At 67.8% G+C, this 23,145-nt stretch carries 23 protein-coding genes and 2 pseudogenes; 19 read left to right on the forward strand and 6 right to left on the reverse strand.

What is annotated here, in order from left to right:
• Nucleotides 1–178: 178 nt before the first annotated feature.
• Both ACFWU5_RS14135 and ACFWU5_RS14140 read left to right on the forward strand, forming a co-directional pair.
• Nucleotides 179–370, forward strand: a complete 192-nt coding sequence (locus tag ACFWU5_RS14135; protein WP_379240850.1) for a DUF3046 domain-containing protein — start codon at nucleotides 179–181, stop codon at nucleotides 368–370.
• A 7-nt stretch (nucleotides 371–377) separates the two neighbouring features.
• Nucleotides 378–1,601, forward strand: a complete 1,224-nt coding sequence (locus tag ACFWU5_RS14140; RefSeq protein WP_379240851.1) for a tetratricopeptide repeat protein — start codon at nucleotides 378–380, stop codon at nucleotides 1,599–1,601.
• 13 nt (nucleotides 1,602–1,614) lie between these two features.
• Here the strand turns inward: ACFWU5_RS14140 and ACFWU5_RS14145 are convergent, their stop codons facing one another.
• Nucleotides 1,615–2,130: a CGNR zinc finger domain-containing protein gene (locus ACFWU5_RS14145; RefSeq protein WP_379267449.1), complete on the reverse strand. Its 516-nt coding sequence runs from the start codon at nucleotides 2,128–2,130 to the stop codon at nucleotides 1,615–1,617.
• Nucleotides 2,131–2,270: 140 nt separating this feature from the next.
• Here ACFWU5_RS14145 and ACFWU5_RS14150 point away from each other — a divergent pair, with 140 nt between their 5' ends.
• The 10 genes and pseudogenes from ACFWU5_RS14150 (at nucleotide 2,271) to ACFWU5_RS14195 (ending at nucleotide 10,561) form a co-directional block, all read left to right on the forward strand.
• Nucleotides 2,271–2,720: a VOC family protein gene (locus tag ACFWU5_RS14150; RefSeq protein ID WP_379267526.1), complete on the forward strand. Its 450-nt coding sequence runs from the start codon at nucleotides 2,271–2,273 to the stop codon at nucleotides 2,718–2,720.
• A 40-nt stretch (nucleotides 2,721–2,760) separates the two neighbouring features.
• On the forward strand, nucleotides 2,761–3,639 hold the full coding sequence (locus ACFWU5_RS14155) for a pyridoxamine 5'-phosphate oxidase family protein (RefSeq protein WP_379267450.1): 879 nt from the start codon (nucleotides 2,761–2,763) through the stop codon (nucleotides 3,637–3,639).
• A 20-nt stretch (nucleotides 3,640–3,659) separates the two neighbouring features.
• Nucleotides 3,660–4,109, forward strand: coding sequence for a nuclear transport factor 2 family protein (locus ACFWU5_RS14160; RefSeq protein ID WP_379267451.1), 450 nt, complete (start codon nucleotides 3,660–3,662; stop codon nucleotides 4,107–4,109).
• 172 nt (nucleotides 4,110–4,281) lie between these two features.
• Nucleotides 4,282–5,319 (forward strand): recombinase RecA, encoded by a 1,038-nt coding sequence (recA, locus tag ACFWU5_RS14165; RefSeq protein WP_379240856.1) that lies wholly within the window; start codon nucleotides 4,282–4,284, stop codon nucleotides 5,317–5,319.
• A gap of 430 nt (nucleotides 5,320–5,749) precedes the next feature.
• Nucleotides 5,750–6,289 (forward strand): annotated as a pseudogene (locus tag ACFWU5_RS14170) (regulatory protein RecX); the annotation flags it as partial.
• A gap of 153 nt (nucleotides 6,290–6,442) precedes the next feature.
• Nucleotides 6,443–6,601, forward strand: a pseudogene (locus ACFWU5_RS14175) (recombination regulator RecX); the annotation flags it as partial.
• Between the two features lie 242 nt (nucleotides 6,602–6,843).
• Nucleotides 6,844–7,494: an ABC transporter permease gene (locus tag ACFWU5_RS14180; protein ID WP_379267527.1), complete on the forward strand. Its 651-nt coding sequence runs from the start codon at nucleotides 6,844–6,846 to the stop codon at nucleotides 7,492–7,494.
• Nucleotides 7,487–8,665 carry an ABC transporter ATP-binding protein gene (locus ACFWU5_RS14185; RefSeq protein WP_379267452.1) on the forward strand — a complete coding sequence of 393 codons (1,179 nt, stop codon included), beginning with the start codon at nucleotides 7,487–7,489 and terminating at the stop codon, nucleotides 8,663–8,665. The genes ACFWU5_RS14180 and ACFWU5_RS14185 overlap by 8 nt, the downstream gene beginning before the upstream one ends.
• 154 nt (nucleotides 8,666–8,819) lie before the next feature.
• Nucleotides 8,820–9,584 (forward strand): ABC transporter permease, encoded by a 765-nt coding sequence (locus ACFWU5_RS14190; protein WP_379267528.1) that lies wholly within the window; start codon nucleotides 8,820–8,822, stop codon nucleotides 9,582–9,584.
• Between the two features lie 26 nt (nucleotides 9,585–9,610).
• Nucleotides 9,611–10,561 (forward strand): glycine betaine ABC transporter substrate-binding protein, encoded by a 951-nt coding sequence (locus tag ACFWU5_RS14195; protein WP_379240858.1) that lies wholly within the window; start codon nucleotides 9,611–9,613, stop codon nucleotides 10,559–10,561.
• 65 nt (nucleotides 10,562–10,626) lie between these two features.
• On the opposite strand, the gene ACFWU5_RS14200 is transcribed toward ACFWU5_RS14195, so the two are convergent.
• The 4 genes from ACFWU5_RS14200 to ACFWU5_RS14215 all read right to left on the reverse strand — a co-directional run bounded on the left by ACFWU5_RS14200 (nucleotide 10,627) and on the right by ACFWU5_RS14215 (nucleotide 13,882).
• Nucleotides 10,627–11,520 (reverse strand): amino acid ABC transporter permease, encoded by an 894-nt coding sequence (locus ACFWU5_RS14200; RefSeq protein ID WP_379240859.1) that lies wholly within the window; start codon nucleotides 11,518–11,520, stop codon nucleotides 10,627–10,629.
• The gene (locus ACFWU5_RS14205; protein WP_379240860.1) at nucleotides 11,517–12,188 is read right to left on the reverse strand and encodes an amino acid ABC transporter permease; all 672 of its coding nucleotides are present in this window, start codon (nucleotides 12,186–12,188) and stop codon (nucleotides 11,517–11,519) included. Before ACFWU5_RS14205 ends, ACFWU5_RS14200 begins: the two co-directional genes overlap by 4 nt.
• A gap of 93 nt (nucleotides 12,189–12,281) precedes the next feature.
• Nucleotides 12,282–13,115 (reverse strand): glutamate ABC transporter substrate-binding protein, encoded by an 834-nt coding sequence (locus tag ACFWU5_RS14210; RefSeq protein ID WP_379267453.1) that lies wholly within the window; start codon nucleotides 13,113–13,115, stop codon nucleotides 12,282–12,284.
• Nucleotides 13,116–13,153: 38 nt separating this feature from the next.
• On the reverse strand, nucleotides 13,154–13,882 hold the full coding sequence (locus tag ACFWU5_RS14215) for an amino acid ABC transporter ATP-binding protein (protein ID WP_379240995.1): 729 nt from the start codon (nucleotides 13,880–13,882) through the stop codon (nucleotides 13,154–13,156).
• A gap of 239 nt (nucleotides 13,883–14,121) precedes the next feature.
• On the opposite strand from ACFWU5_RS14215, the gene miaB reads away from it, so the two are divergent.
• Nucleotides 14,122–15,663: a tRNA (N6-isopentenyl adenosine(37)-C2)-methylthiotransferase MiaB gene (gene miaB / locus ACFWU5_RS14220; protein ID WP_379267454.1), complete on the forward strand. Its 1,542-nt coding sequence runs from the start codon at nucleotides 14,122–14,124 to the stop codon at nucleotides 15,661–15,663.
• Nucleotides 15,664–15,770: 107 nt separating this feature from the next.
• Nucleotides 15,771–16,349 carry a hypothetical protein gene (locus tag ACFWU5_RS14225; protein WP_379240863.1) on the forward strand — a complete coding sequence of 193 codons (579 nt, stop codon included), beginning with the start codon at nucleotides 15,771–15,773 and terminating at the stop codon, nucleotides 16,347–16,349.
• Between the two features lie 55 nt (nucleotides 16,350–16,404).
• On the opposite strand, the gene ACFWU5_RS14230 is transcribed toward ACFWU5_RS14225, so the two are convergent.
• On the reverse strand, nucleotides 16,405–17,775 hold the full coding sequence (locus ACFWU5_RS14230; RefSeq protein WP_379240864.1) for a DUF349 domain-containing protein: 1,371 nt from the start codon (nucleotides 17,773–17,775) through the stop codon (nucleotides 16,405–16,407).
• Nucleotides 17,776–17,945: 170 nt separating this feature from the next.
• On the opposite strand from ACFWU5_RS14230, the gene ACFWU5_RS14235 reads away from it, so the two are divergent.
• The 5 genes from ACFWU5_RS14235 to hflX all read left to right on the forward strand — a co-directional run bounded on the left by ACFWU5_RS14235 (nucleotide 17,946) and on the right by hflX (nucleotide 23,094).
• Nucleotides 17,946–18,803 carry a hypothetical protein gene (locus ACFWU5_RS14235; RefSeq protein WP_379267455.1) on the forward strand — a complete coding sequence of 286 codons (858 nt, stop codon included), beginning with the start codon at nucleotides 17,946–17,948 and terminating at the stop codon, nucleotides 18,801–18,803.
• Entirely contained in the window at nucleotides 18,800–19,732 is a 933-nt protein-coding gene (gene miaA, locus ACFWU5_RS14240) for a tRNA (adenosine(37)-N6)-dimethylallyltransferase MiaA (protein WP_379267456.1), read from the forward strand. Before ACFWU5_RS14235 ends, miaA begins: the two co-directional genes overlap by 4 nt.
• The gene (locus ACFWU5_RS14245; RefSeq protein ID WP_379267457.1) at nucleotides 19,729–20,565 is read left to right on the forward strand and encodes a TrmH family RNA methyltransferase; all 837 of its coding nucleotides are present in this window, start codon (nucleotides 19,729–19,731) and stop codon (nucleotides 20,563–20,565) included. The genes miaA and ACFWU5_RS14245 overlap by 4 nt, the downstream gene beginning before the upstream one ends.
• 44 nt (nucleotides 20,566–20,609) lie before the next feature.
• Nucleotides 20,610–21,491 (forward strand): diaminopimelate epimerase, encoded by an 882-nt coding sequence (gene dapF / locus ACFWU5_RS14250; protein WP_379267529.1) that lies wholly within the window; start codon nucleotides 20,610–20,612, stop codon nucleotides 21,489–21,491.
• A 169-nt stretch (nucleotides 21,492–21,660) separates the two neighbouring features.
• Complete coding sequence (gene hflX / locus ACFWU5_RS14255) at nucleotides 21,661–23,094, forward strand: GTPase HflX (protein WP_379267530.1); 1,434 nt, start codon at nucleotides 21,661–21,663, stop codon at nucleotides 23,092–23,094.
• The last annotated feature ends 51 nt before the right edge of the window (nucleotides 23,095–23,145 follow it).

The raw sequence follows: 23,145 nt of genomic DNA on the forward strand, positions 1-23,145 counted from the left end.
CTGGACAGGCGGAGAGGCTAAACGCCTGCGGAGGGACCGTAAGTCCTGCCGCCTAGCGGAAGGCACGTCCCTGTGAAACAGGAACCCACCGGAGAACCGCAAGGTTCAGGAGGAATCCCGGCCCTTCAGGGCCGGGAGGATGTCAAAGCTGTCACACAGCGCGAGTATCTTGGGCAGCGTGCGGTTGACCGAATTCCAGGAGCTGATGCACACCGAGTTCGGCGTCGCGCGCGCCGACGCCATGCTGACCGATCACGTGATACCCCAGTTGGGGCGCACGGGGGCGGTCGCGATCGACCAGGGTGTCGACCCGCGCGACGTGTGGCGGGCCCTGTGTGCCGACTTCGATGTCCCTCCGACCCGGTGGTGAGCAGGCAATGGCCGTGACAGCGCAGAACTCGGACACGCGACCGTATCGGTTCGACGAGCGGCTGCGCATGATCCCGGTCGACCCCGAAACCCTCGCGGCCCGGGTCGCGCTGGCCGACCCGCACGATTTCCCCGGCCTGCGCAGGCTGGGTATCGCGTTGATGCTGCTGGGCCGCCACGACGAGGCGCTGGACCGGCTCGACCAGGCCCTCGAACTGGCTGATACCGAACGGCGCCGGATCACCGTCTGGATCAACCTGGCCGACGTCTACCGCTACCAGGGCGAGCCCACCCACGCCGAAATCCTGTACCGCCGGGCCCTGCACGCCAGCCGCGCGCTCGACCCGGATCTGGTCTCCTTCGCCGCCCACCACCTGGGCAAATCCCTGGCCGAACAGCACCGCCCACAGGAAGCGCGCGAGCTGCTCAACGAGGCCATGCGCCTGCGGGTGGCCGACGGCGATTCCGAACTCATCGAATCCACCCGCGCGGCCCTGGACCACCTCGACGAGCTGGCCCTGCCGCTGCCGCCGACGATCGAGACGCTGCTGGGACCGGTGCCCGCGTGGTCGGACGAGCACGAGGGCCGTGACGGCAACCTGGTGCGTTCGGGCCAGTACTGGATCAAACGTGGGCCGCGCGCGGTGGCCGAGTTCCATCGGCTGACCTGGTTGCGGGACAAGGGAATTCCGGTACCCGACGTGGCCGCCTTCGCCGAAGACGTGTTGGTGCTCGACGATGCCGGGGTGGGATCGCTTGCCGGACAAGCTGATCCGGCCGAGGTCGGCACGCAGATGGGTCAGACCCTGCGCGCGCTACACGACCTTCCGGTGGCGGACTGCCCGTTCGACGGTGGTCTCGACGTCACCCTCGCCCGCGCCCGCCGGCACGTAGTCGAAGGTTTCGTCGACACAACGGATTTCGACGATGACCACCGCGACCTCGCTCCTGCGGCGATGCTGGAACAACTACGCGAACAGCGCCCGGCCACCGAGGATCTGGTCGTCACGCACGGCGATTTCACGCCGGGCAACGTGCTCACCGGCGGCCTGCTGATCGATGTCGCGGCACTGGGCCGCGGTGACCGCTACCGCGACCTGGCACTGGCCGAACGCGACCTGGCCGCAGACTTCGGCAGCGAGGCGGTCACGGCCTTCTTCACCGCCTACGGGTCGACCGAACCCGATCGCACCAAACTCGACTACTACCGCCTGCTCGACGAACTGTTCTGACCGGGCGGGTCGGTCAGCTGCCCTTGGCGTAGTGCCGCGCCGCCTTGGTGCGATTGCCGCACGTCGCCATCGAATGCCAGCGGCGGGTGCCGTTCTTGGACGTGTCGTAGAAGAACAGCACGCAGTCGGGGTGCGCGCACTGGCGGATCCGGTGCGGTGCCTCACCGATCAGGTGCAGCAGATTGTCGGCGGCGAGCCAGCCCGGTAGCCATGCTGGGTCGTCGACCTCGGGGATGTCGCGCGGTCCCTCGTCGATGAGCTCGCGACGGATGCGCCCGGTGGCCAGGACGCGATTGAGCGCGGCGTGCTCGGTCCGGGTGACCGCGTCGTGCACGGCGTCGCGCGCGGTGTGCAGCGCGGTGAGGGTGTGCTCGTCGACGGGCACGCGGTCGGCCAGACCGAGCAGCTCCAACCAGGTGCGCAGGCCGTCGAGATCGGAGAGCAGATCGCCGGGTTCGGCGCCCGCCCACCGGGTGTTGAGCAGGTCCAGAGCAGGGGGTTCGCCGGTGTGCGGACGGGGATCGCGCATGCCCGAGGTTATCAACACGCCGTTCCTAACTGTCTAAAAGTATTTCAAGGGTTGACGAAGGGTGGAGTCCATCGTATGTTCTAACTGTTCAACAACCAATAGCTGGTTAACCATTCCGGGAGGAAATCACGACCGCCGTCATCGCACCCGTGCTCACCACCGGCCACATCGGCCTCAATGTCGCCGACCTCGATCGATCCGTGGACTTCTATCGCCGAGGCCTGGGCTTCGAACCGCTGGGTATCGGCGCGAACGGTGAACAGCGGTGGGCGTTCCTGGGCCGAGGTGGGGCGCTGGTGCTCACGCTGTGGCAGCAGAGCAGCGGCGAATTCTCCACCAGCACACCGGGTTTGCACCACCTGTCGTTCCAGGTCGACGATGTCGACACGGTGCGCGCCGTCGAGTCGGCGTTGCGCGACCTGGACGCGGAGTTCTTCCACGACGGCGTGGTCGCGCACGGGGAGGGTGCGTCCTCGGGCGGCATCTTCTTCGCCGATCCCGACGGCATCCGGCTCGAGGTGTACGCCCCGGCGGGCGCCGAGACCGCACCCGCACCGGCGGCATCCGCGCCGACGTGCGGATTCTTCTGAGCCACCGGCGATTTCACGTCATCGATTGAGGAGAATCAGCATGTTTCACTCCGGTGAGCTGGCCGTGCAGCAGCGCCTGGGACAGGCCGAGACTGCCGCACACGTCGGGCGCTCGATCCGTTCGCAGATCCCGGCGGTGGCCGCGTCCTTCCTGGCGCAGCAGCCGATGGTGGTGCTGTCCGCCGCGGACCCGGCGGGCCGCCTGTGGTGCAGCCCGCTCACCGGGCCCGCCGGTTTCGTCCATGCAATCGATGACGTCACGATCGGTATCGACACCGTGCCCGCCGCCGACGATCCACTGTCGGCGGCGTTGGCAGGCGACGTCGCGGTCGGCATAATCGCGCTGGAACCGCAGCGCCGCAGGCGAATGCGCGTGAACGGCACCTCCACCGCTCGGGCGGACGGGCTACGGATCACCACCGAACAGGTCTACGCGAACTGCCCGAAGTACATCTCACGCAGGCACATTCAGGAAATCGCAGCTGCCTCGATCGAACCCGTGTGGCGTGGAACAGAACTGACCACGGCGGCAGTCGAGATGATCGGCGGTGCCGACACCTTCTTCGTCGCCACCGCCGACGCCGAAGGGCATGCCGACGCCTCTCACCGTGGGGGCAATCCCGGTTTCTTGCAGGTACTTTCAGCAAACCGGCTGCGCTGGCCGGACTACCGCGGCAACTCGATGTTCATGACACTGGGCAATATCGCCGTCCAACCACGCTGCGGCCTGCTGATCGCCGACTGGTCGACCGGCGCTTTGCTGCAGCTCACCGGACATGCCGAAATCCTCTGGGACACAGAAACATTGACCGCCGGAGCGCAGTGCGCGGTCGACTTCACCATCGAACAGATAGTCGAAAGGCCGGGCGCGCTCGCCCTACGCTGGGGACCATCCGAACTGTCCCCGGTCAACCCCTGATCACCGAAAGGCCTTCTCCCATGCGACCTCCCCTGCCACCGTTCGACCTGGAATCCGCGCGCGCGAAGGTGCTCGCCGCCGAAAACGCCTGGAACACCAAGGATCCCGAACGCGTCGCCGCCGCGTACACCGAGGACTCGGTGTGGCGTAACCGCGACGAGTTCTTCACCGGCCACGCCGCGATCGTGGACTTCCTGACCCGCAAGTGGTCGACCGAGAACGGCTACGCGCTGCGCAAGGATCTGTGGGCCTTCCACGACAACCGCATCGCCGTGCGCTTCCAGTACGAATGGCACGACGAGTCGGGGCAGTGGTGGCGCAGCTACGGCAACGAGCAGTGGGAGTTCGCGCCCGACGGGCGGATGGCGCGGCGGGAAGCCAGCATCAACGATGTGCGCATCGACCAGGCGCAGCGGCGGATCTTCGGGCCGCGGGCCGAGGGCGACGAGTCGGTGCTGCCACCGCACTGACCGCCGGTAACGCTGTCGGATTGCTGGTCGGAGGGGCTGCTTCGCGTGTTGCCGGGCGCGTCGCTTGACTCGAATGGGTGTTCGACTAACGTGGGCGCCAGAACTTGTCGGTGCCGGCCTCTACTGTGGGCGCCAACCAGAGAGACACTCAGCTCGAGAAGGGGCACACAACATGGCACCGCAGGCCTACGATCGCGACAAAGCGCTGGAACTGGCACTGGCGCAGGTGGAGAAGAGCTTCGGCAAGGGCGCGGTGATGCGCCTGGGCGAAGAGACCCGGCAGCCGATCGCCGTCATCCCCACCGGGTCCATCGCGCTGGACGTCGCGCTGGGAATCGGCGGGTTGCCGCGTGGTCGCGTCGTGGAGATCTACGGCCCGGAATCCTCGGGTAAGACCACCGTCGCGCTGCACGCGGTGGCCAACGCGCAGGCCGCGGGCGGTGTCGCCGCCTTCATCGACGCCGAGCACGCGCTGGACCCCGACTACGCCCGCAAGCTGGGCGTGGACACCGACGCACTGCTGGTCTCCCAGCCCGATACCGGTGAGCAGGCCCTGGAGATCGCCGACATGCTCGTGCGCTCGGGCGCCATCGACATCCTGGTCATCGACTCCGTGGCCGCCCTGGTGCCGCGCGCGGAAATCGAAGGCGAGATGGGCGACAGCCACGTCGGCCTGCAGGCCCGCCTGATGAGCCAGGCGCTGCGCAAGATGACCGGTGCGCTGAGCAACTCCAACACCACCGCGATCTTCATCAACCAGCTGCGCGAGAAGATCGGCGTGATGTTCGGCTCGCCCGAGACCACCACCGGTGGTAAGGCGCTGAAGTTCTACGCCTCGGTGCGCCTGGACGTGCGCCGCATCGAAACCCTCAAGGACGGCAGCGACGCGGTCGGCAACCGCACCCGCGTGAAGGTGGTCAAGAACAAGGTCGCCCCGCCGTTCAAGCAGGCCGAGTTCGACATCCTCTACGGGCACGGCATCTCCAAGGAGGGCTCGCTCATCGACATGGGTGTCGAGCACGGCTTCATCCGCAAGTCCGGCTCCTGGTACACCTACGAGGGTGACCAGCTGGGTCAGGGCAAGGAGAACGCCCGCAAGTTCCTGCTGGAGAACAAGGACGTGTGCGACGAGGTCGAGAAGAAGATCAAGGAGAAGCTGGGCATCGGCGCGGTACTGACCGCCGAGGCCGACGCTCCCGCCGACTTCTGAGCCGATGAGCACGCCGAGCCCCGGCGGCCACCGCGATCGGGTCGACGTCGATCCGGTGCAGGACATGCGTCAGCAGCTGGCCCGCCTCGGTATCGAGGTGGAGCCGGAGCCGCTGATCGTGCCCACAGCAGGTCGCGGCCGGGGTGAGGCCGATGGACTCGTCCGATCGGCTCGAGACAATCGAGCCGATCAGGACGCGGAGGGGATTCGGTCGGGTGCGGGCGACCCGCAGCGCGCGCACCCGACCGGATTCACCGATCGTGACAAACCACCGCATTTCGCTGCGCGGGTTGGTGATGATCATGAAGAGTGGAGCAGGCAGGGTCGGCAACGGCCCCGCGGCGCACGACGCGAACGCAAGTCCGCGCGGCGCGACGAATTCTCCCTGTCGTCCGTCGTCGGTGGTGACGACGGCAGGCAGGTGGATCCGGTGGCGGCCGGATCCCAGCCGGGAGAGCCCGACAGGCGGGCCGGCACACGCCGGCTCGCCCCGGGCGACCGTCCCGACGCGACCCTGGAACAGGCCAAGGAAGCGTGCTTGCGGCTGCTGTCCGTGCGCGCCCGCAGCCGCGCCGAACTGGAGAAACGGCTCGGCGAGAAGGGGTTCCGGGTCGAGGTCACCGAGGCGGCACTGGAACGGTTCACCGAAATCGGCCTGATCAACGACGCCTCCTTCGCCGAACAGTGGGTGCACGAACGACACACCTACTCCGGGCGGGGCAAGAAAGCCCTGCAACGGGAGCTACGCGAGAAAGGCGTCGCTCCCGGCGATGCCGAGCAGGCGCTGTCGATCGTCACCGACGATGCCGAACAGGCCCGCGCCGCCGACCTGGTCCGCCGCAAACTGCGCACCCTGTCCGCGGAGATGGACCGCGACAAGGCGGTTCGTCGTCTGGTGGGCATGCTCGCTCGTCGCGGCTACGACCAATCCACCGCCTTCGCCGTGGTCACCGCCGAACTGGACGAAGCGGGTTTCGCGCGCACGTCCGCCGCAGCGGTCCGGGCGAACAGGTCCGGCGACACCGCGGACGGATCGGCGGCGGACGAAACCGCCGCTGCCACAGCGGAGCCGGACGCTCCCGGCTACGCGTCACGCAGGCCGACACCCGGCGACGAACAAGCCGCGATCGACCTGGTCCGCCGCAAACTGCGCGCCATGCCCGCCGATCTGGACCGCGCCAAAGCCACCCGCCGCCTGGTCGACATGCTGGCCCGCCGTGGATACAGCCCCTCGGTGGCCTACGCGGTAGTGAAAGAAGAACTGTCACAGGCAGACCGATAGGCCCTCGCGGGAATGCCGGTTCGGTGGCTCACAGCAAGTGGCGTCGACGGTGATCGATCAGCGGCCTGGTAAGTGGTCGGCATTGTCCGAATCGGCGCGGGGGTTGTTCGCGAGGCGTAGCATGATCATGCTGGCGAAACCTGGTTTCGCACAGGCTAATTCGCCGATGCCATGCCTCGGAATGGGGTGTGTTTTCGGGGAGCAGGGCCGTAGGTGGCCGTCGTTCGACGGGGGAGGGCATCCTGGACGCGTTGTGGTCGTTCGTGGTGAACCGGCGGGAACAGCTGCTGGTCGATTCTTATCTGCATGTGTCGGCGGTGGTGCAATCGCTGGTGCTGGCGACGCTGATCGCGGTGGCACTGGGTGTGCTGGTGTACCGGAGCCCGCTGGGGTCCGCCGCCGCGACCGCCTCGGCGGGGGCGATTCTCACCGTGCCCTCGTTCGCGTTGCTGGGGTTGTTGATTCCGTTCCTCGGCCTGGGGGTCGCGCCCACGATCGTGGCCCTGGTGCTGTACGCGCTGCTGCCGATTCTGCGTAATACGGTGCTCGGGTTGTCGTCGGTGGATCCGGCGGTGACCGATGCCGCGCGCGGTGTCGGCATGAACCAGGTGCGGTTGCTGACCACAATCGAACTGCCGCTGGCCTGGCCGTCCATTCTCACGGGGATGCGGGTCAGCACCCAGATGATCATGGGCATCCTGGCGCTGGCGGCCTATGCGAAGGGCCCCGGTCTGGGCAACCTGATCATCTCCGGGCTGGGTCGTCTCGGGAGTCCGAACGCGATCCCGCAGGCGCTGACCGGCACCGTCCTCATCGTCGTGCTCGCACTCGCACTCGACGGCGTGCTCGTCCTGCTCGGACGGCTCACTATTCCGAGGGGAATTCGTGACTGACATCGACATCGCCAAGCCGACATCCAGTGCGGTGAAACCCGCGGTCTCCGGCGAGGAGATCGTGCTGGACCGGGTCACCAAACGCTATCCAGAACAGGCGCAACCCGCGGTCGAAGAGGTCTCCATGACCATCCCGGCCGGGGAGATCGTGGTGCTGGTCGGCCCGTCGGGCTGTGGCAAGACCACCACGATGCGGATGATCAACCGGCTGATCGAACCCACCTCGGGCACCGTCACCATCGGCGGCCGGAACGCCGGCGCGATCGACGCCGACGAATTGCGCCGCGGCATCGGCTATTCGATCCAGCAGGCGGGCCTGTTCCCGCACATGACCGTGGCCAAGAACATCGCCACGGTGCCGGGTCTGCTGGGCTGGGACCGCCGCCGCATCGCCGAACGCACCGACGAAATGCTCACCCTGGTGGGCCTGGACCCCGACACCTACCGCAACCGCTACCCCCGCCAACTGTCGGGCGGACAGCAGCAGCGCGTCGGCGTGGCCAGGGCGTTGGCCGCCGACCCGCCGGTGCTGCTCATGGACGAACCCTTCGGCGCCGTCGACCCGATCACCCGCGGCCTGCTTCAAGACGAATTGCTGCGCCTGCAAAGCGAACTCGGCAAGACGATCGTGTTCGTCACCCACGATTTCGGTGAAGCCGTGAAACTGGGTGACCGCATCGCCGTGCTGGGCGACCGTTCCCGCATCCTGCAATACGACACCCCCGCCGCGATCCTGGCCGCTCCCGCCGACGAAACGGTCGCCGGGTTCGTCGGCGCCACCGCCACCATCGACCGCCTCGGGTTGGCAGTCCTGGCCGACCTGGACTTGGACCAGGGCGTCACTGCAGACGAGAACACCACCCCCGCGGCACTCACCGCAGCCCTGCACGCAGCGGACCGCACCTGGGGCATCATCCTCGACCCCGAACGCCGACCCTTGCGCCGCGTCTCGACAAACGAACTCGCCCATGCGAATTCACTACGAGACCTGGGCACCCCGATCGGCAGAACCCTGCCCGCCGACGCGACCCTGCAGGACGCACTCGCGGCGCTGCTCACCGAACGCACCGCCTCCGCCGTCGTCGTCGACAACACCGGCACCTACACCGGAACAGTCACCGTAGACACCCTGATCAGCCACTTGGCCGCGACCGAAACGGCAACGGCATGAAGGCCGCGCACCGCGACATCCGCCCACACTCGGCGCATCCACGCACCGTCAGTTGTTCGCCATCTGGCGCGGTCCCGACCTCCCGCCGAGGCGAAGCGCGGAGGGCCGCACTGTGACGAATGCTGTGTCAGTTCCGCCCCGTTCGATCGTCGACATCCCCGCGGTGACCGCCGCCCCCGCCACCCAGCGCCGCGCGGAATACCTGCGCCTGCTCGCCCAACCGGTGATCGTGCTGTTCCTCACCGTCGGTGTGCTGGTCTGGGCGTTCCGGCGCGATCTCACCGTCATCCAGCAGGCCACCATCAGCGTGAGCAATATCGCCCAGGTGACCTGGCAGCACATTCTCATCACCGCGGCGGTGGTGCTCATCGTCGTCGCGCTGGCCGTGCCCCTGGGCACGATCCTCACCAGACCCCGATTCCGCCGCCTGGCACCCCTGTTCGTCGGCATCGCCAATATCGGTGCCTCGGCGCCCGCGATCGGCCTGATCGTGCTGTGCTACTTGATCACTCGCACCACCGGGTTCTGGGTGGGTGTGGCGCCGATCGCGTTCTGCTCGCTGCTGCCGGTGCTGCGCAATACGATCCTGGGCTACCAACAAGTCGACCCCGCACTGATCGACGCGGGCAGGGGACAGGGCATGTCCACGGGACTTGTGTTGCGCCGCATCGAGTTCCCCCTCGCGGTGCCCTACATCCTCGCGGGCTTGCGCACCTCGCTGGTACTCGCAGTCGGCACCGCCACCCTGTCGTTCATGGTCAGCGCGGGCGGCCTGGGCATCCTCATCGACACCGGCTACAAACTGCGCGACACCGTCACTTTGACGTTGGGCGCGGTCCTGGCGGTCGCCCTCGCACTGTTCGTCGACTGGCTCGGCGCGCTGGCCGAACAGTTCCTCGGCCCGAGGGGGTTGCGTTGAGGTTCAAGGGATTACAGCGCGCACTCGTGCCGGCACTGAGCGTGCTGGTGCTGGTCAGTTGCGGACTACAGTCGGGCGGCTCCGTGCCGCTGCCGGTAGGACCGGGCAGCATCCAACCCGTCCCCGAACTCGACGGCGTGGCCGTCACCGTGGGCTCCAAGGACTTCACCGAGGCCAACATCCTGGGCTACATGATCGAATTCGCACTCACCGCCGCCGGCGCGAACGTGCGCGACCTCACCAACATCCAGGGCTCCAACAGCCTGCGCGACGCCCAACTGCACGGCCAGATCGACATCGCCTACGACTACACCGGCACCGGCTGGATCAACTACCTCGGCAAGGAGAAACCCGTCCCCACCGAACAGGGCCAGTTCGACGCGGTCCGCGACGCCGACCTGGCTGAACACAACATGGTCTGGGCGGCGATGGCGCCGATGAACAATACTTACGCTCTGGTCACCAGCAAGGCCACCGCGCAGGAAACCGGCGTGCGCACCCTGTCGGACTACGCGAACCTGCTCGCCAAAGACCCCGGCGCCGCGACCACCTGCGTGGGCACCGAGTTCAATGTGCGCCCCGACGGCTACCCCGGCCTGGCCGCCGCCTACGGCATCGACGCGGGCAAGGCGCAGCGCCAGATCGTCCAGGACGCACTGGTCTACCAGGCCACCGCCGACGCGAAACAGTGCCGGTTCGGCTCGGTCGCGGCCACCGACGGCCGCATCCCCGCCCTGGAACTGGTGTTGCTCGAAGACGACAAGGGCTTCTTCCCGAAGTACAACGCGTCGCTGGTGATGCACCGCGACTTCGCCGACGCCCACCCCCAGGTCGCTCAGGTGCTGGCCCCGATCTCCGCGCGTCTGACCAACGAGGTGATCACCGAACTCAACCGTCAGGTCGACATCGACGGCCGCGAACCCGCCGACGTCGCCCGCGACTGGATGGTCGAGCAAGGCCTGGTCACCGTGCCGTAAAGGCCTGTCGCACCACAAAAACGGGCCCGATCCAGCACGCTGGATCGGGCCCGTTCTCGTGAACGTCACAACTTCTTGGTGAGGTCCATTCCGGGTGTCGCGTCGGCGGCGATCGAATCCGCGGCCAACACCACACCGCCGCCCTTCTTCCGCGCCCGCAACCGCTTCTCCAGCGTCGTGGCCAGGAAGCTCAGCGCCATGTTCAGCGAGATCATCAGCACCGCCACGACCATCAGCGCGGGGATCGCGTTGCCGAACGACGCGCCGATCTGCGCACCGGATCGCACCAGCTCCACGTAGGTGATCTGGTAGCCCAGCGCCGTGTCCTTGAGGACGACGACCATCTGCGAGACCAGCGCGGGCAGCATCGCGGTGACGGCCTGCGGCAGCAGGATCAGCCGCATCAGCTGGTTCTTGCGCAGACCCAACGCCATCGACGCCTCGGTCTGCCCCTTGGGCAGCGACTTGATGCCCGCGCGCACGATCTCCGCGATGACCGCGGAGTTGTAGATGATCAATGCGATGACCACCGCGGCCAACGCCAGCTGATCCGACGGGAACAGGTCGTAGTCGGCGAACACCGCGAACAGGAAGATCATCAAGATCAGCACCGGGATCGCCCTGGCCAACTCCACGACCGTGCCCGCGACCAGGCGCACCCACCGGTGATCCGACAGCCGCAGGATGCCGAACAGCATGCCGAAGATCACCGAGCCGATGATCGAGATCACCGCGGCGGTCAGGGTGCCTTCCAGGCCGGGCAGGATGTAGGTTTCCCAGACCTGGGAGTCCAGGAACGGCTCCCACTTGGCCGCGGTGAACTGGCCCTTCGCCGCGAAGGCGTCGTACAGCCACCAGCCCGCGCCCACGAGCGCGACCACCACCAGCACCGAGTACAGGTTGTGACGCAGCCGCGCGCGGGGGCCCGGAGCGTCGAACAGAACCGAAGCACCGCTCATCGTGCCACCTCGTAACGCTTGGCCAGCCAACCGAACAACAGCCCGGTCGGCAGGGTGAGGACGACGAAGCCCAGCGCGAAGATCGCACCGATGGCCAGCAGCGCGGCCTCGTTCTCGATCATCTCGTTCATCAGGTACGCCGCTTCGATCACGCCGATGACCGAGGCCACCGTCGAGTTCTTGGTCAGCGCGATCAGCACACTGCCCAGCGGCGCGATGACCGCGCGAAACGCCTGCGGCAGCACGATCAACCGCAGGTTCTGCGAGAACCCGAAGCCCAGCGACCGCCCGGCCTCGGATTGGCCCAGCGCCACGGTGTTGATGCCCGAGCGCAGCGATTCGCACACGAACGCGGCGGTGTAGACGCTGAGGCCGATGATCGCCCAGCGGTAGTTGATGACCTTGATCTCGTCGCTGCCCAGCGTCCACCCGAGGGTGGTGTAGAGGCCGATCGAGGTGAACACCAGGATCAGCGTCAGCGGGGTGTTGCGGAAGATCGACACGTACGCCGCGCCGACCCAGCGCGCGACCGGGATCGGGGACACGCGCATACCGGCGACGACGGTACCGATGACAAGGGCACCGATCGCCGAGAAGAAGGTGAGTTTGATTGTTACCCAGAACGCATCAAGGATTCGGGATTGATACGTCGAGATCAGGTCGAACACGGACGCGCGTCCTCCGATCGGTGTAAAGGCCAGCGGGACAACACCGCATCGGTGACCCGAGACAGTCTCGGGTCACCGATGAACAGTGGTAGATCAGTAGCGGTCGACGACCGGAGCCTCGGGCACCGCGAAACCGGTACCGGCGAAGTTCTTCTCCTGGGCGGCCTTCCACGAACCGTCATCGATCATCGCCTGGATGGCGTCGTTGACCTTGCCGCGCAGCTCCGAATCGCCCTTCTTCAGGCCGATGCCGTACTTCTCGGTGGTGAACTTCTTGTTCACCAGCTTGAAGGTGCCCGGCGCCTGCGCCGCGTAACCGGCCAGGATCACGTTGTCGGTGGTGACCGCGTCGATCGCACCGTTACGCATGGCCTCGATGCACAGCGAGTAGGTGTCGTAGGTCTGCAGCTGCGCCTGCGGGTAGTTCTTCTCGATGTTCTGGGCCGGGGTGGAACCCTTCACCGAGCAAACCTTCTTGCCGGCCAGCGAGTCCGGGCCGGTGATGTCGGTGTTGGCCGCGGGCACCAGCAGGTCCTGACCCGCGATGTAGTACGGGCCGGCGAAATCGACCTTCTCCTTGCGCTTGTCGGTGATCGAGTAGGTGGCAACGACCAGGTCGACCTGGCCGTTCTCGATCAGCGTCTCACGCTGCGCGGACGGCGATTCCTTGAAGGTGAGGTTCTCCGGCTTCACACCGAGCTTGTTCGCGACGTACTTGGCCACATCGACGTCGAAGCCGCTGTAGGTGCCGTCGGTGTTGCGCAGGCCAAGACCCGGCTGGTCGAACTTGATGCCGATGGTGAGCTTGCCGTCCTTGGCGTTGTCCAGGGCCGACTTGTCGCTGCCGCCACCGCACGCGGTGAGCGTGGCAGCCATTACCAGTGCCGCTGCGCCGATACCGACGCGCATCGCACGATTGATCCTCATGGGTTTCCTTCTCCTTGTGACACAGATGATGCTGGAAGTCAGTGGCTGAGAATCTTGCCCAGGAAGTCCCTGGCACGTTCAGATTTCGGTGCGGTGAAGAACGCTTCGGGGGCGGCGTCCTCGACGATCTCGCCGTCGGCCATGAACAGCACGCGGTCGCCTGCCCGGCGCGCGAAGCCCATCTCGTGGGTGACCACGACCATGGTCATGCCCTCCTTGGCCAGCGCCACCATCACGTCGAGCACCTCGTTGACCATTTCCGGGTCCAGCGCCGAGGTCGGCTCGTCGAACAGCATGACCTTGGGGTCCATCGCCAGCGATCGGGCGATGGCCACGCGCTGCTGCTGACCACCCGACAGCTGGGCCGGGTACTTGTCGGCCTGGTTGGCGATGCCGACCCGCTCGAGCAGGGCCAACGCGTGCTCGCGGGCGGCGTCCTTGCTCTTGCCGCGCACCTTCATCGGCGCGAGCATGACGTTTTCCAGGATGGTCTTGTGCGCGAACAGGTTGAACGACTGGAACACCATGCCGACCTCGGCGCGCAGCGCCGCGAGAGCTTTGCCCTCGTCGGGCAGTGCGACGCCGTCGATGGCGATGTCACCGGAGTCGATCGGTTCCAGGCGGTTGATCGTGCGGCACAGGGTCGACTTTCCCGAACCCGACGGGCCCAGAACGATCACTACCTGCCCACGGGGCACTTCGAGGTGGATATCGCGCAGGACGTGGAGGTCACCGAAGTGTTTTTCCACGTTGCGCATCGAGATCATCGGCACAGCAGTAGTGGCTGCGGCGTCGGCTTTCCCGAACGCGGGTGCGGCGTCGTCGGTCATGGTGAGAAACCTTATGTCCAATCTGGAGAATTGCCCGGCTTTCGCCGACATGCCGTGACGGCTCGCCGAAACGACACGTGCTGGTAACCCAGCAGCTTGCCCGTTACCTTTGCGCATTATTACCCATTCGCAACCGTGACGCGCATCACAGTCGGTGTGGCCCGTACCCTGGACGGGTGGAATCGACGGTTCAGAACGGGACTCAGCGCACGGACGCGCGCAGCTACGAGGTGCGCACTTTCGGCTGCCAGATGAATGTGCACGACTCCGAACGACTCTCGGGTCTGCTCGAAGACGCGGGCTACACCAAGGCCGCCGCCGGGCAGACGCCGGACCTGATGGTGTTCAACACCTGCGCGGTGCGCGAGAACGCCGACAACAAGCTCTACGGCACGCTCGGCCAGCTGGTCCCTGTCAAGCAGGCACGCCCCGGTATGCAGATCGCCGTGGGTGGTTGCCTGGCGCAGAAGGACCGCGAGACCGTGGTGCGCAAGGCGCCGTGGGTGGACGTGGTGTTCGGCACCCACAACATCGGCTCGCTGCCGGTGCTGCTCGAGCGCGCCCGGCACAACGAGGAAGCCCAGGTGGAGATCCTGGAATCGCTCGAGGCGTTCCCGTCGACCCTGCCGGCCAAGCGGGAGTCGGCGTACGCGGGCTGGGTGTCGATCTCGGTGGGCTGCAACAACACCTGCACGTTCTGCATCGTGCCGTCGCTGCGCGGCAAGGAAGTCGACCGTCGCCCCGGTGACGTGCTCGCCGAGGTGCAGGCGTTGGTCGACCAGGGCGTGCTGGAAGTGACCCTGCTGGGTCAGAACGTGAACTCCTACGGCGTGAACTTCGTTGACCCCGAACAGCCGCGCGACCGGGGCGCCTTCGCGCAACTGCTGCGCGCGACCGGTCGCATCGAAGGCCTGGAACGCGTGCGGTTCACCTCCCCGCACCCGGCGGAGTTCACCGACGACGTCATCGAGGCGATGGCGGCCACCCCCAACGTCTGCCCGCAGCTGCACATGCCGTTGCAGTCGGGTTCGGACCGGGTGCTCAAGGCGATGCGCCGCTCGTACCGCAAGGAACGGTTCCTGGGCATCATCGACAAGGTGCGCGCCGCGATGCCGCACGCGTCGATCACCACCGACATCATCGTGGGCTTCCCCGGCGAGACCGAGGAGGACTTCCTCGAGACCATGGACGTGGTCCGTCGCGCCCGCTTCACCAGCGCGTACACGTTCCAGTACTCCAAGCGTCCCGGTACACCGGCCGCGGAACTGCCCGATCAGCTGCCCAAGCAGGTCGTGCAGGAGCGGTTCGAACGGCTGATCGCGCTGCAGGATCAGATCGCCTGGGAGAACAACCAGGCGCTGATCGGCACCGAAGTGGAACTGCTGGTCGCCGAGGGCGCGGGCAAGAAGAACGCGGTCACGGCACGCATGAGCGGGCGAGCGCGCGACGGTCGACTGGTGCACTTCCGTCCCGGTGACGTGACCGGCATCCGCCCCGGCGACATCGTGACCGTCGACATCACCGAGGCCGCCCCGCACCACCTCATCGCCGACAGCGCGGTGAAATCGCATCGCCGCACCACCGCCGGTGACGCGCACGAACGCGGCATCACCCCCAAGACCGCGCCGATCGGTGTCGGTCTTGGTCTGCCGCGCATCGGCGCACCGGTGGTCGAAACGGTCGTCGACAGCGGCTGTTCGACCGGTTGCCCCTCGTGAGCGACGAATCTACTACCGGTCGTAGTGGGTCGAATACGAACGGCACATCCGGTGATGGCACAGTGGAACCCATCCATGATCAGCCTGTCGACAGGAGCGGACACGCGGTGAACCCGGCGCGCAACGACCAGGATTTCGAACAGTTCCGCGGTGAACTCGACGCCGTCGAACGCCGCATCGCCGGTGAGATCGACCCCGGCGCGCGAGCACTGGTGGTCGCGGGCGCGGTCTTCGCGCTGCTGTTCTCCCTCGTCTTGCCGACCGCGGGCACCGCGCGCGGCTTCGACGTGCTGCTGAACACCGAGGCCGCGGGCGTGGAACACATCGGCCTGCCCTCGCGGATCTTCGTGTGGCTGGTCATCGTGTTCGGCGTCGGCTTCTCGCTGCTGGCGCTGACCACCCGTCGCTGGGTGCTGGCCTGGATCGCGTGCGCGGGTTCGGCGGTGGGCAGTGTGTTCGGTGTGCTGTCGATCTGGCACCGTCAAACCCCCGGCCTGGGCAATTACGAAGGCGCGGGCCCCGGCATCGGCCTGATCCTGGGCACGATCGCGATCATGGTGCTCACGTTCCACTGGATCCGCGTCGTGTGGAGTCGCACCGCCGTGCAGTTGGCGGCGGAGGAGCAGCGTCGCAACGCCGCGCGCGAGGCCGAAGACCGCGACCGAAAGCGCCTCACCGGCGAATAGCCTTGTCACACAAAGAAACCCCGACCGATTCGGCCGGGGTTTCTTCGTACTTCACTCACAAATTGCTGACCGCGCCCTCTGCGGCCTCGGCCCATTCGCGCCACTGCTGAGCCTGTTCCAGGGCCTTCTCCGCGTCGCGCTTCTTGCCCGCCGCGGTGGCCTTGGCGGCCTGCTCCTCGTACTGGGCGACCCGCTCACGGAACTGCGCGGCCCGGGCGACGGCCTCGGGGTCGCTGCGCCGCCACTGCTGGTCGGCGGCGTCGCGCACCCGCTTCTCGATGGCACGCAGCTTGGCTTCCAGTTCCTGCATCTGTTCGCGCGGGACCTTGCCGATGGCGTCCCACTTGTCCTGCAGTTCGCGCAGGGCGTTGCGGGCGGCGTCCATGCCGTTGGCCGGGTCGATGTGCTCGTAGGCCGCCAGCAGTTCCAGTTTGGCGGCGGCGTTGGTGTCGAATTCGGCGTCGCGTTCGGACACCGCGGCGTTGCGGGCGGCGAAGAACACGTCCTGCGCGCTCTTGAACCGGCGCCACAGCGACTCGTCGGCTTCGCGTGGTGCCCGGCCCGCGGCTTTCCAGTCGTTGAGCAGGTCGCGGAACACCGCGGCGGTGCCGGTCCAGTCGGTGGAGTCGGCCAGTTCCTCGGCGCGCACGCAGAGTTCTTCCTTGCGCGTCTTGGCCGTGGCGCGTTCGCGATCCAGATCGGCGAAGTGGGCACCGCGACGGCGGTTGAACGCCTCGCGGGCCTTGGAGTAGCGCTTCCACAGCGCGTCGTCGACCTTGCGATCGACCCCGCGGATGGATTTCCACTCCTCGAGGATGTCGCGCAGTCGGTCGCCCGCGGCCTTCCACTGGGTGGATTCGGCGGCGATCTGCTCGGCCTCGGCCGCGAGGGCTTCCTTGCGCTCGGTGTGTTCGTGCCTGGCGCGGTCCTTCTCCTCCTTGGCCTGCGCGGCGGCTTCCTCGGAGTGTTCGGTGATGGCCTGCAGGCGCGCGGCCAGCCCGTCCAGGTCACCGATGACCGCGGCGGTGGGCAGCGTTTCGGCCAGGGCGAGCGCGGCGGCTTTCGTCTTGCGCGCGTCGGCACCGGCGGCCAGGCGTGCTTCCAGCAGCGCGACCTCGGTGGCCAGATCGTCGAACCGGCGGCCGAAGTGGACAAGGCCCTCGGCGACATCGCCCGCCTGCCAGGAGCCCACGATGCGTTCGCCGTCGGCGGTGCGCACCCAGGCGGTGCCGTCCTCGTCCACGCGTCCCCACTTGCTCGGGTCGGTGGCCGACGGCACGACCACGGCGTGCGGGTGCGGTTGGTCGGGGCCCGGCGCCGGTTTCACGGCATGGGGTTTCGGAGCTTTCCCGCCGGGTTTGGGGCTACCGGACGGTCGCGGGGCCGGACCTGGGGTGGGCTTCGCGGTTCCGTTGCTGTCGGTCATTGCTCTCCGTCCCTGCCGCGCGTCACGGCTGCCTGGTTACGCCCTAGCACTTCCCATTGAACCCGGTTCGCGCCGCGGAAACCATCGATCCGAAGGATCGAAGAGCGGATTTCCTGGGATTTCGTCCCGGACGACGTGGGTAGTCGCACCTGAAAACACTAGCAATCTCGGTGGGCAACGCTGCGCCGGACACTCGCAGACCGCCGTGGGCCCGCGCCGCGCCGGATGCGGGCCTGCCCGCGCACTGCGGCTACGGTTACCGCGTGTTCTCGATAGCGGCCCTGGTCCCGTCGCCGCCGATGCTGGTGCCCGCACTGTGTGGGCGAGTTCCGGTGTCGGGCAGCGATCCCGACGATCCGACCGTGGTGCTGCGTGCGGCGGCCCTGGACGCCGCGACCGCGCTCGCCGCGCGGGCGGACCGGTGGATCGTGATCGGCGTCGACAGCCATGACCGGATCTACGGTTCGGCGACGCGGGGAACGTTTCGGGGCTTCGGTGCCGATGTCGTGGTCGACCTCGGACCGTCGGTGGAGCAGTCCACGCCAGCAGACTCCCAGCTTCCCCTTCCGGTGCTGATCGCTGGCTGGTTGCGGGAGCAGGTCGCGCCCGGTATTTCGGTGCAGTCCCGGCTGATCGCCGCGGACACATCGGCGTCGGAATGTGTCGCGGTCGGTGCCGCGTTGCGCGAGGAACTGGATGCTTCGCACGATCAGGTCGCTGTGCTCGTCGTCGCGGACGGCGCGGCGACTCTGACGCTGAAAGCCCCCGGCTATCTCGACGAACGCGCAGCCGCTGTCCAGCACGATCTGGACACCGCGCTGCGCACCGGTTCGCGTGCCGGTCTGGCCGCGCTGCCCCCGGAACTGTGCGCGGAGCTGCTCGTGGACGGGCGGGCCGCCTACCAGGTACTGAGTGGTCTATTCGCCGCTGATTCGACCGATCCGCGGGTGCGTACGCTCTACCAAGGCGCACCTTTCGGTGTCGGCTATGACGTGAGCGTGTGGCAGCAAGGGGAAGGTGACCAGTGACGATCAGACCGATCGCGGTCGTCGGCCCGACCGCCACCGGAAAATCCGACCTGGCGCTGGATCTCGCCACCGAACTCGACGGCGAGATCGTCAACATCGACGCGATGCAGCTGTATCGCGGCATGGACGTCGGCACCGCGAAACTGCCCCCCGACCAGCGCCGTGACATCCCGCATCACCTGCTCGACGTCCTCGACGTCACCGAAACCGCGACCGTGGCCGCCTATCAGAGCGCGGCCTGCGCGATCGTCGACGACATCATGGCCCGCGGCAAAACCCCCGTCATCGTGGGCGGTTCGATGATGTACGTGCAGGCCCTGCTCGACGAGTGGGATTTCCCCGCCACCGATCCCGACGTCCGCGCCCGCTGGGAAGCCGTCCTCGAGGAAGGCGGCGTGAACGCCCTGCACGCGGCCCTGCAGCGGGCCGACCCGGTCGCCGCGGCCACCATCCTGCCCACCGACGGCCGCCGCATGGTCCGCGCGCTCGAGGTGGTCGAACTGACCGGTCGCCCCTTCGCCGCCTCGGCCCCCACCATCGGCACCCCCCGCTGGAACGCCGCCATCCTCGGCGTGGACCGCGACACCGCCGCCCTGGACGCCCGCATCGAAACCCGCACCGCGCTGATGTTCGACACCGGCCTGGTCGACGAGGTCCGCGGCCTGCTCGACGCGGGCCTGCGCGAAGGCCAAACCGCCCGCCGCGCCATCGGTTACGCCCAGGTCCTGGCCTACCTCGACGACGAATACGACCTCGCGCACGCCCGCGAACGCACCCTCATCGGCACCCGCCGTTACGTGCGCAGGCAGCGGTCCTGGTTCCGCCGCGATCCCCGCGTGGCCTGGGTAGACGGCGCCGACCCTGACCTGGCCGCGACCGCGCTGGCCCTGCTCACACCCCACGACCCGATTGGACGGACAGCGCAGTGACGCGACGAGTCAGTACCCGCAACGCCTCGGTCCAGGTGTGGCAGGCCTACCTCAACAACCGCACCAAACGGCATCGCGACGGCCGGTTCCTCGTGCAGGGCGTGCGCCCGATCACCCAGGCGTTGGCCAACGACTGGCCCATCGAAACGCTGCTGTACCGCCTCGGCGGCCCCGACCTGTCCAGTTGGGCACGCGAAATCCTCGACACCACCGAGATCCCGGTGGTGGGTCTGGTCCCCGAACTCATGGCCGAGCTGGGGGAGAAGGCGGCCAGCTCGCCGGAGATCGTCGCGGTCGCGGAGTCGCGGCACGTGAACCTGGCCCACTACGCTCCCGGCGAACCGGGCGAGGACGCGCCGGTGGTGGTCGTGTTCGATCGCCCGAACTCGCCCGGCAACCTCGGCACGCTGATCCGCTCCGCCGACGCCTTCGGCGCGTCCGGGGTGATCGTGACCGGCCACGGCGCCGACCAGTTCGACCCGCAAGCCGTGCGCGCCTCGACAGGCTCCCTGTTCGCGATGCCGGTCCTGCGCGCCCAAGGCCCCGAACAGGTGCTGGAATTTCGGGACCGCCAGGTGGCACGCGGCATCCCCACCCGCATCGTGGGTACCGACGAGCACGCCCCCGAAACGATCTACGACCACGATTTCACCGAGGCCACCATCCTGGTCGTGGGCAACGAGACCAGCGGCATGAGCTCGGCGTGGGCGCAGGCCTGCGACGACCTGGTCACCATCCCGATGGGCGGCACGGCCAGCTCACTGGGCGCGCCGTCGGCGGGCGCGATCAGCCTGTACGAGATCGCCCGGCAACGCCGCACCTTCGCCCGGTAACGCCCACCGCTTCGGCGCGGAGCACAATGAAGCTCGTGTCCGACATCGAATTCAGCAAGGGCCACGGCACCCAGAACGACTTCGTGGTGCTGCCCGACCTCGAGGTGCGCCTCGACCTGACCGCCGACCGCGTCGCCGCCCTGTGCGACCGGCAGCGAGGTCTGGGCGCCGACGGCGTGTTGCGCGTGGCGAAGGCCGGTGCGTTGCTGTCCGCCGGTGTCCTGGACACGCTGCCCGACGGTGTCGGTCGCGACGACTGGTTCATGGACTACCGCAATGCCGACGGCTCGATCGCGGAAATGTGCGGCAACGGCATTCGCGTGTTCGCGCACTACCTCAACGCCACCGGCCTGGAAACCCGCACCGAATACGTCGTCGGCAGCCGCGCGGGCGCGCGACCGGTCGTCGTGCACACTGCGGACGCGACCGACGGCGAAGTCACGGTCGACATGGGCATTGTCCGCGAACTCGGCCCCTCCACCGCCACTCTCGCCGGCTGGGCACTGGCCGGCATCGGCATCGACGTGGGCAACCCACACCTGGCCTGCGTCGACGAGAGCCTGACCGCCGACGCGCTGGCCAAACTCGACCTCACCGCGTCACCGGGCTTCGACCCCGACCTGTTCCCGCACGGCGTGAACGTGGAAATCCTCACCGCGCTGGACGCCGACAACGCCGTGGACATGCGCGTGTACGAACGCGGCGTGGGCGAAACCCGCTCCTGCGGCACCGGCACCGTCGCCGCGGCCGCCGCCGCACTGACCGCCGCGGGCGTGTCGGTGGGCACCGAAACCGGCGAGGTCACCGTGCGCGTTCCCGGTGGTCAGGTGCGGGTCACCGTCGTGCAGGGACGGGCGTGGATGCGCGGTCCGTCGGTGCTGTTGGCCACCGGAACACTGTCGCGGCACTGGTGGGACGCGCAGTAGTGCCGATAACCGCGTGCACGCTGTCACCCCGACGTGGCAGCATGGAGAACGTATGACGAAACCAGTAGAACCCACAGAACCCACATCGGCGCAGCAGTCCACCGCCGATCCCGACATCGACGCGCAGCACAGCGACGTCGATGAGGCGCTGGCGCGGCACGCGGCCCGCATGAACCAGCCCGGCTGGGCCGCCGAACCCACCCGCGGCGAGATGCAGCTCGACGAGCGCAGCTCCCTGCGTCGCGTGGCCGGTCTGTCCACCGAGCTCACCGACATCACCGAGGTCGAATACCGGCAGCTGCGCCTCGAGCGGGTCGTGCTGGTCGGCGTGTGGACCACCGGCAGCACCGCGCAGGCCGAGGGCAGCATGGTCGAACTGGCCGCCCTGGCCGAAACGGCGGGCTCGGAAGTCCTGGAAGCGCTGATCCAGCGCCGCGACAAGCCCGACCCGGCCACCTACATCGGTTCCGGTAAGGCCGAGGAGTTGCGCACGATCGTGCTCGACACCGGCGCCGACACCGTGATCTGCGACGGTGAGCTCACCCCCGCGCAGCTCAACGCGCTGGAGAAGGTCGTCAAGGTGAAGGTCATCGACCGCACCGCGCTGATCCTGGACATCTTCGCCCAGCACGCCACCTCCCGCGAGGGCAAGGCCCAGGTCGCGCTGGCCCAGATGGAATACATGCTGCCCCGTCTGCGCGGCTGGGGTGAGTCGATGTCACGTCAGGCCGGTGGTCGCGCGGGCGGCGCCGGTGGCGGTGTCGGCACGCGTGGTCCCGGTGAGACCAAGATCGAAACCGACCGTCGCCGCATTCGCGAGCGAATGGCCAAGCTGCGCCGCGAGATTCGCGAGATGAAGACCGCGCGCGACACCATGCGCGCGCGTCGCAGCGAAAGCGGCGTGCCGTCGATCGCGATCGTGGGCTACACCAACGCGGGCAAGTCCAGCCTGATGAACGCGCTCACCGGTGCGGGCCTGCTCGTGCAGGACGCCCTGTTCGCCACCCTCGACCCGACCACCCGTCGCGCGGCGCTGGACGACGGCCGCGAGATGGTGTTCACCGACACCGTCGGTTTCGTGCGCCACCTGCCCACCCAGCTGATCGAGGCCTTCCGCTCGACCCTGGAAGAGGTCACCGACGCCGACCTGCTGCTGCATGTCGTCGACGGCGCCGACCCGCTGCCGCTGGAACAGATCAAGGCCGTGCGCGAGGTGATCACCGACGTGATCCGCGAACAGGGCACCCCCGCCCCGCCGGAACTGTTGGTGGTCAACAAGATCGACGCCGCGGACCCCAACGAACTCACCCGCCTGCGCGGAATGCTCGAGCAGGCCGCGTTCGTGTCGGCGCAGACCGGCGAGGGTGTGGAGGAGCTGCGCGAGCGGCTGTCGGAGGTGCTGGGCGGACTCGATGTCGACATCAGCGTGCTGCTGCCCTACAGCCGCGGCGACCTGCTCGCCCGCATCCACGCCGACGGCCGCATCGTCACCGCCGACCATGAGGAAGGCGGCACCCGGGTTCGCGCGCGCGTGCCGCACTCCTTGGCCGCGGCACTGTCGGAGTACGCCCATTCCGGGCCCGCGGAGCCGGTGCACAGCTGATCTTCTGCGCTGATTTGCCGACCGGTTGCGGTCATTTGTCGATGCGACACA

The sequence above is a fragment of the Nocardia sp. NPDC058640 genome (assembly GCF_042716995.1).
GTDB lineage: Bacteria > Actinomycetota > Actinomycetes > Mycobacteriales > Mycobacteriaceae > Nocardia.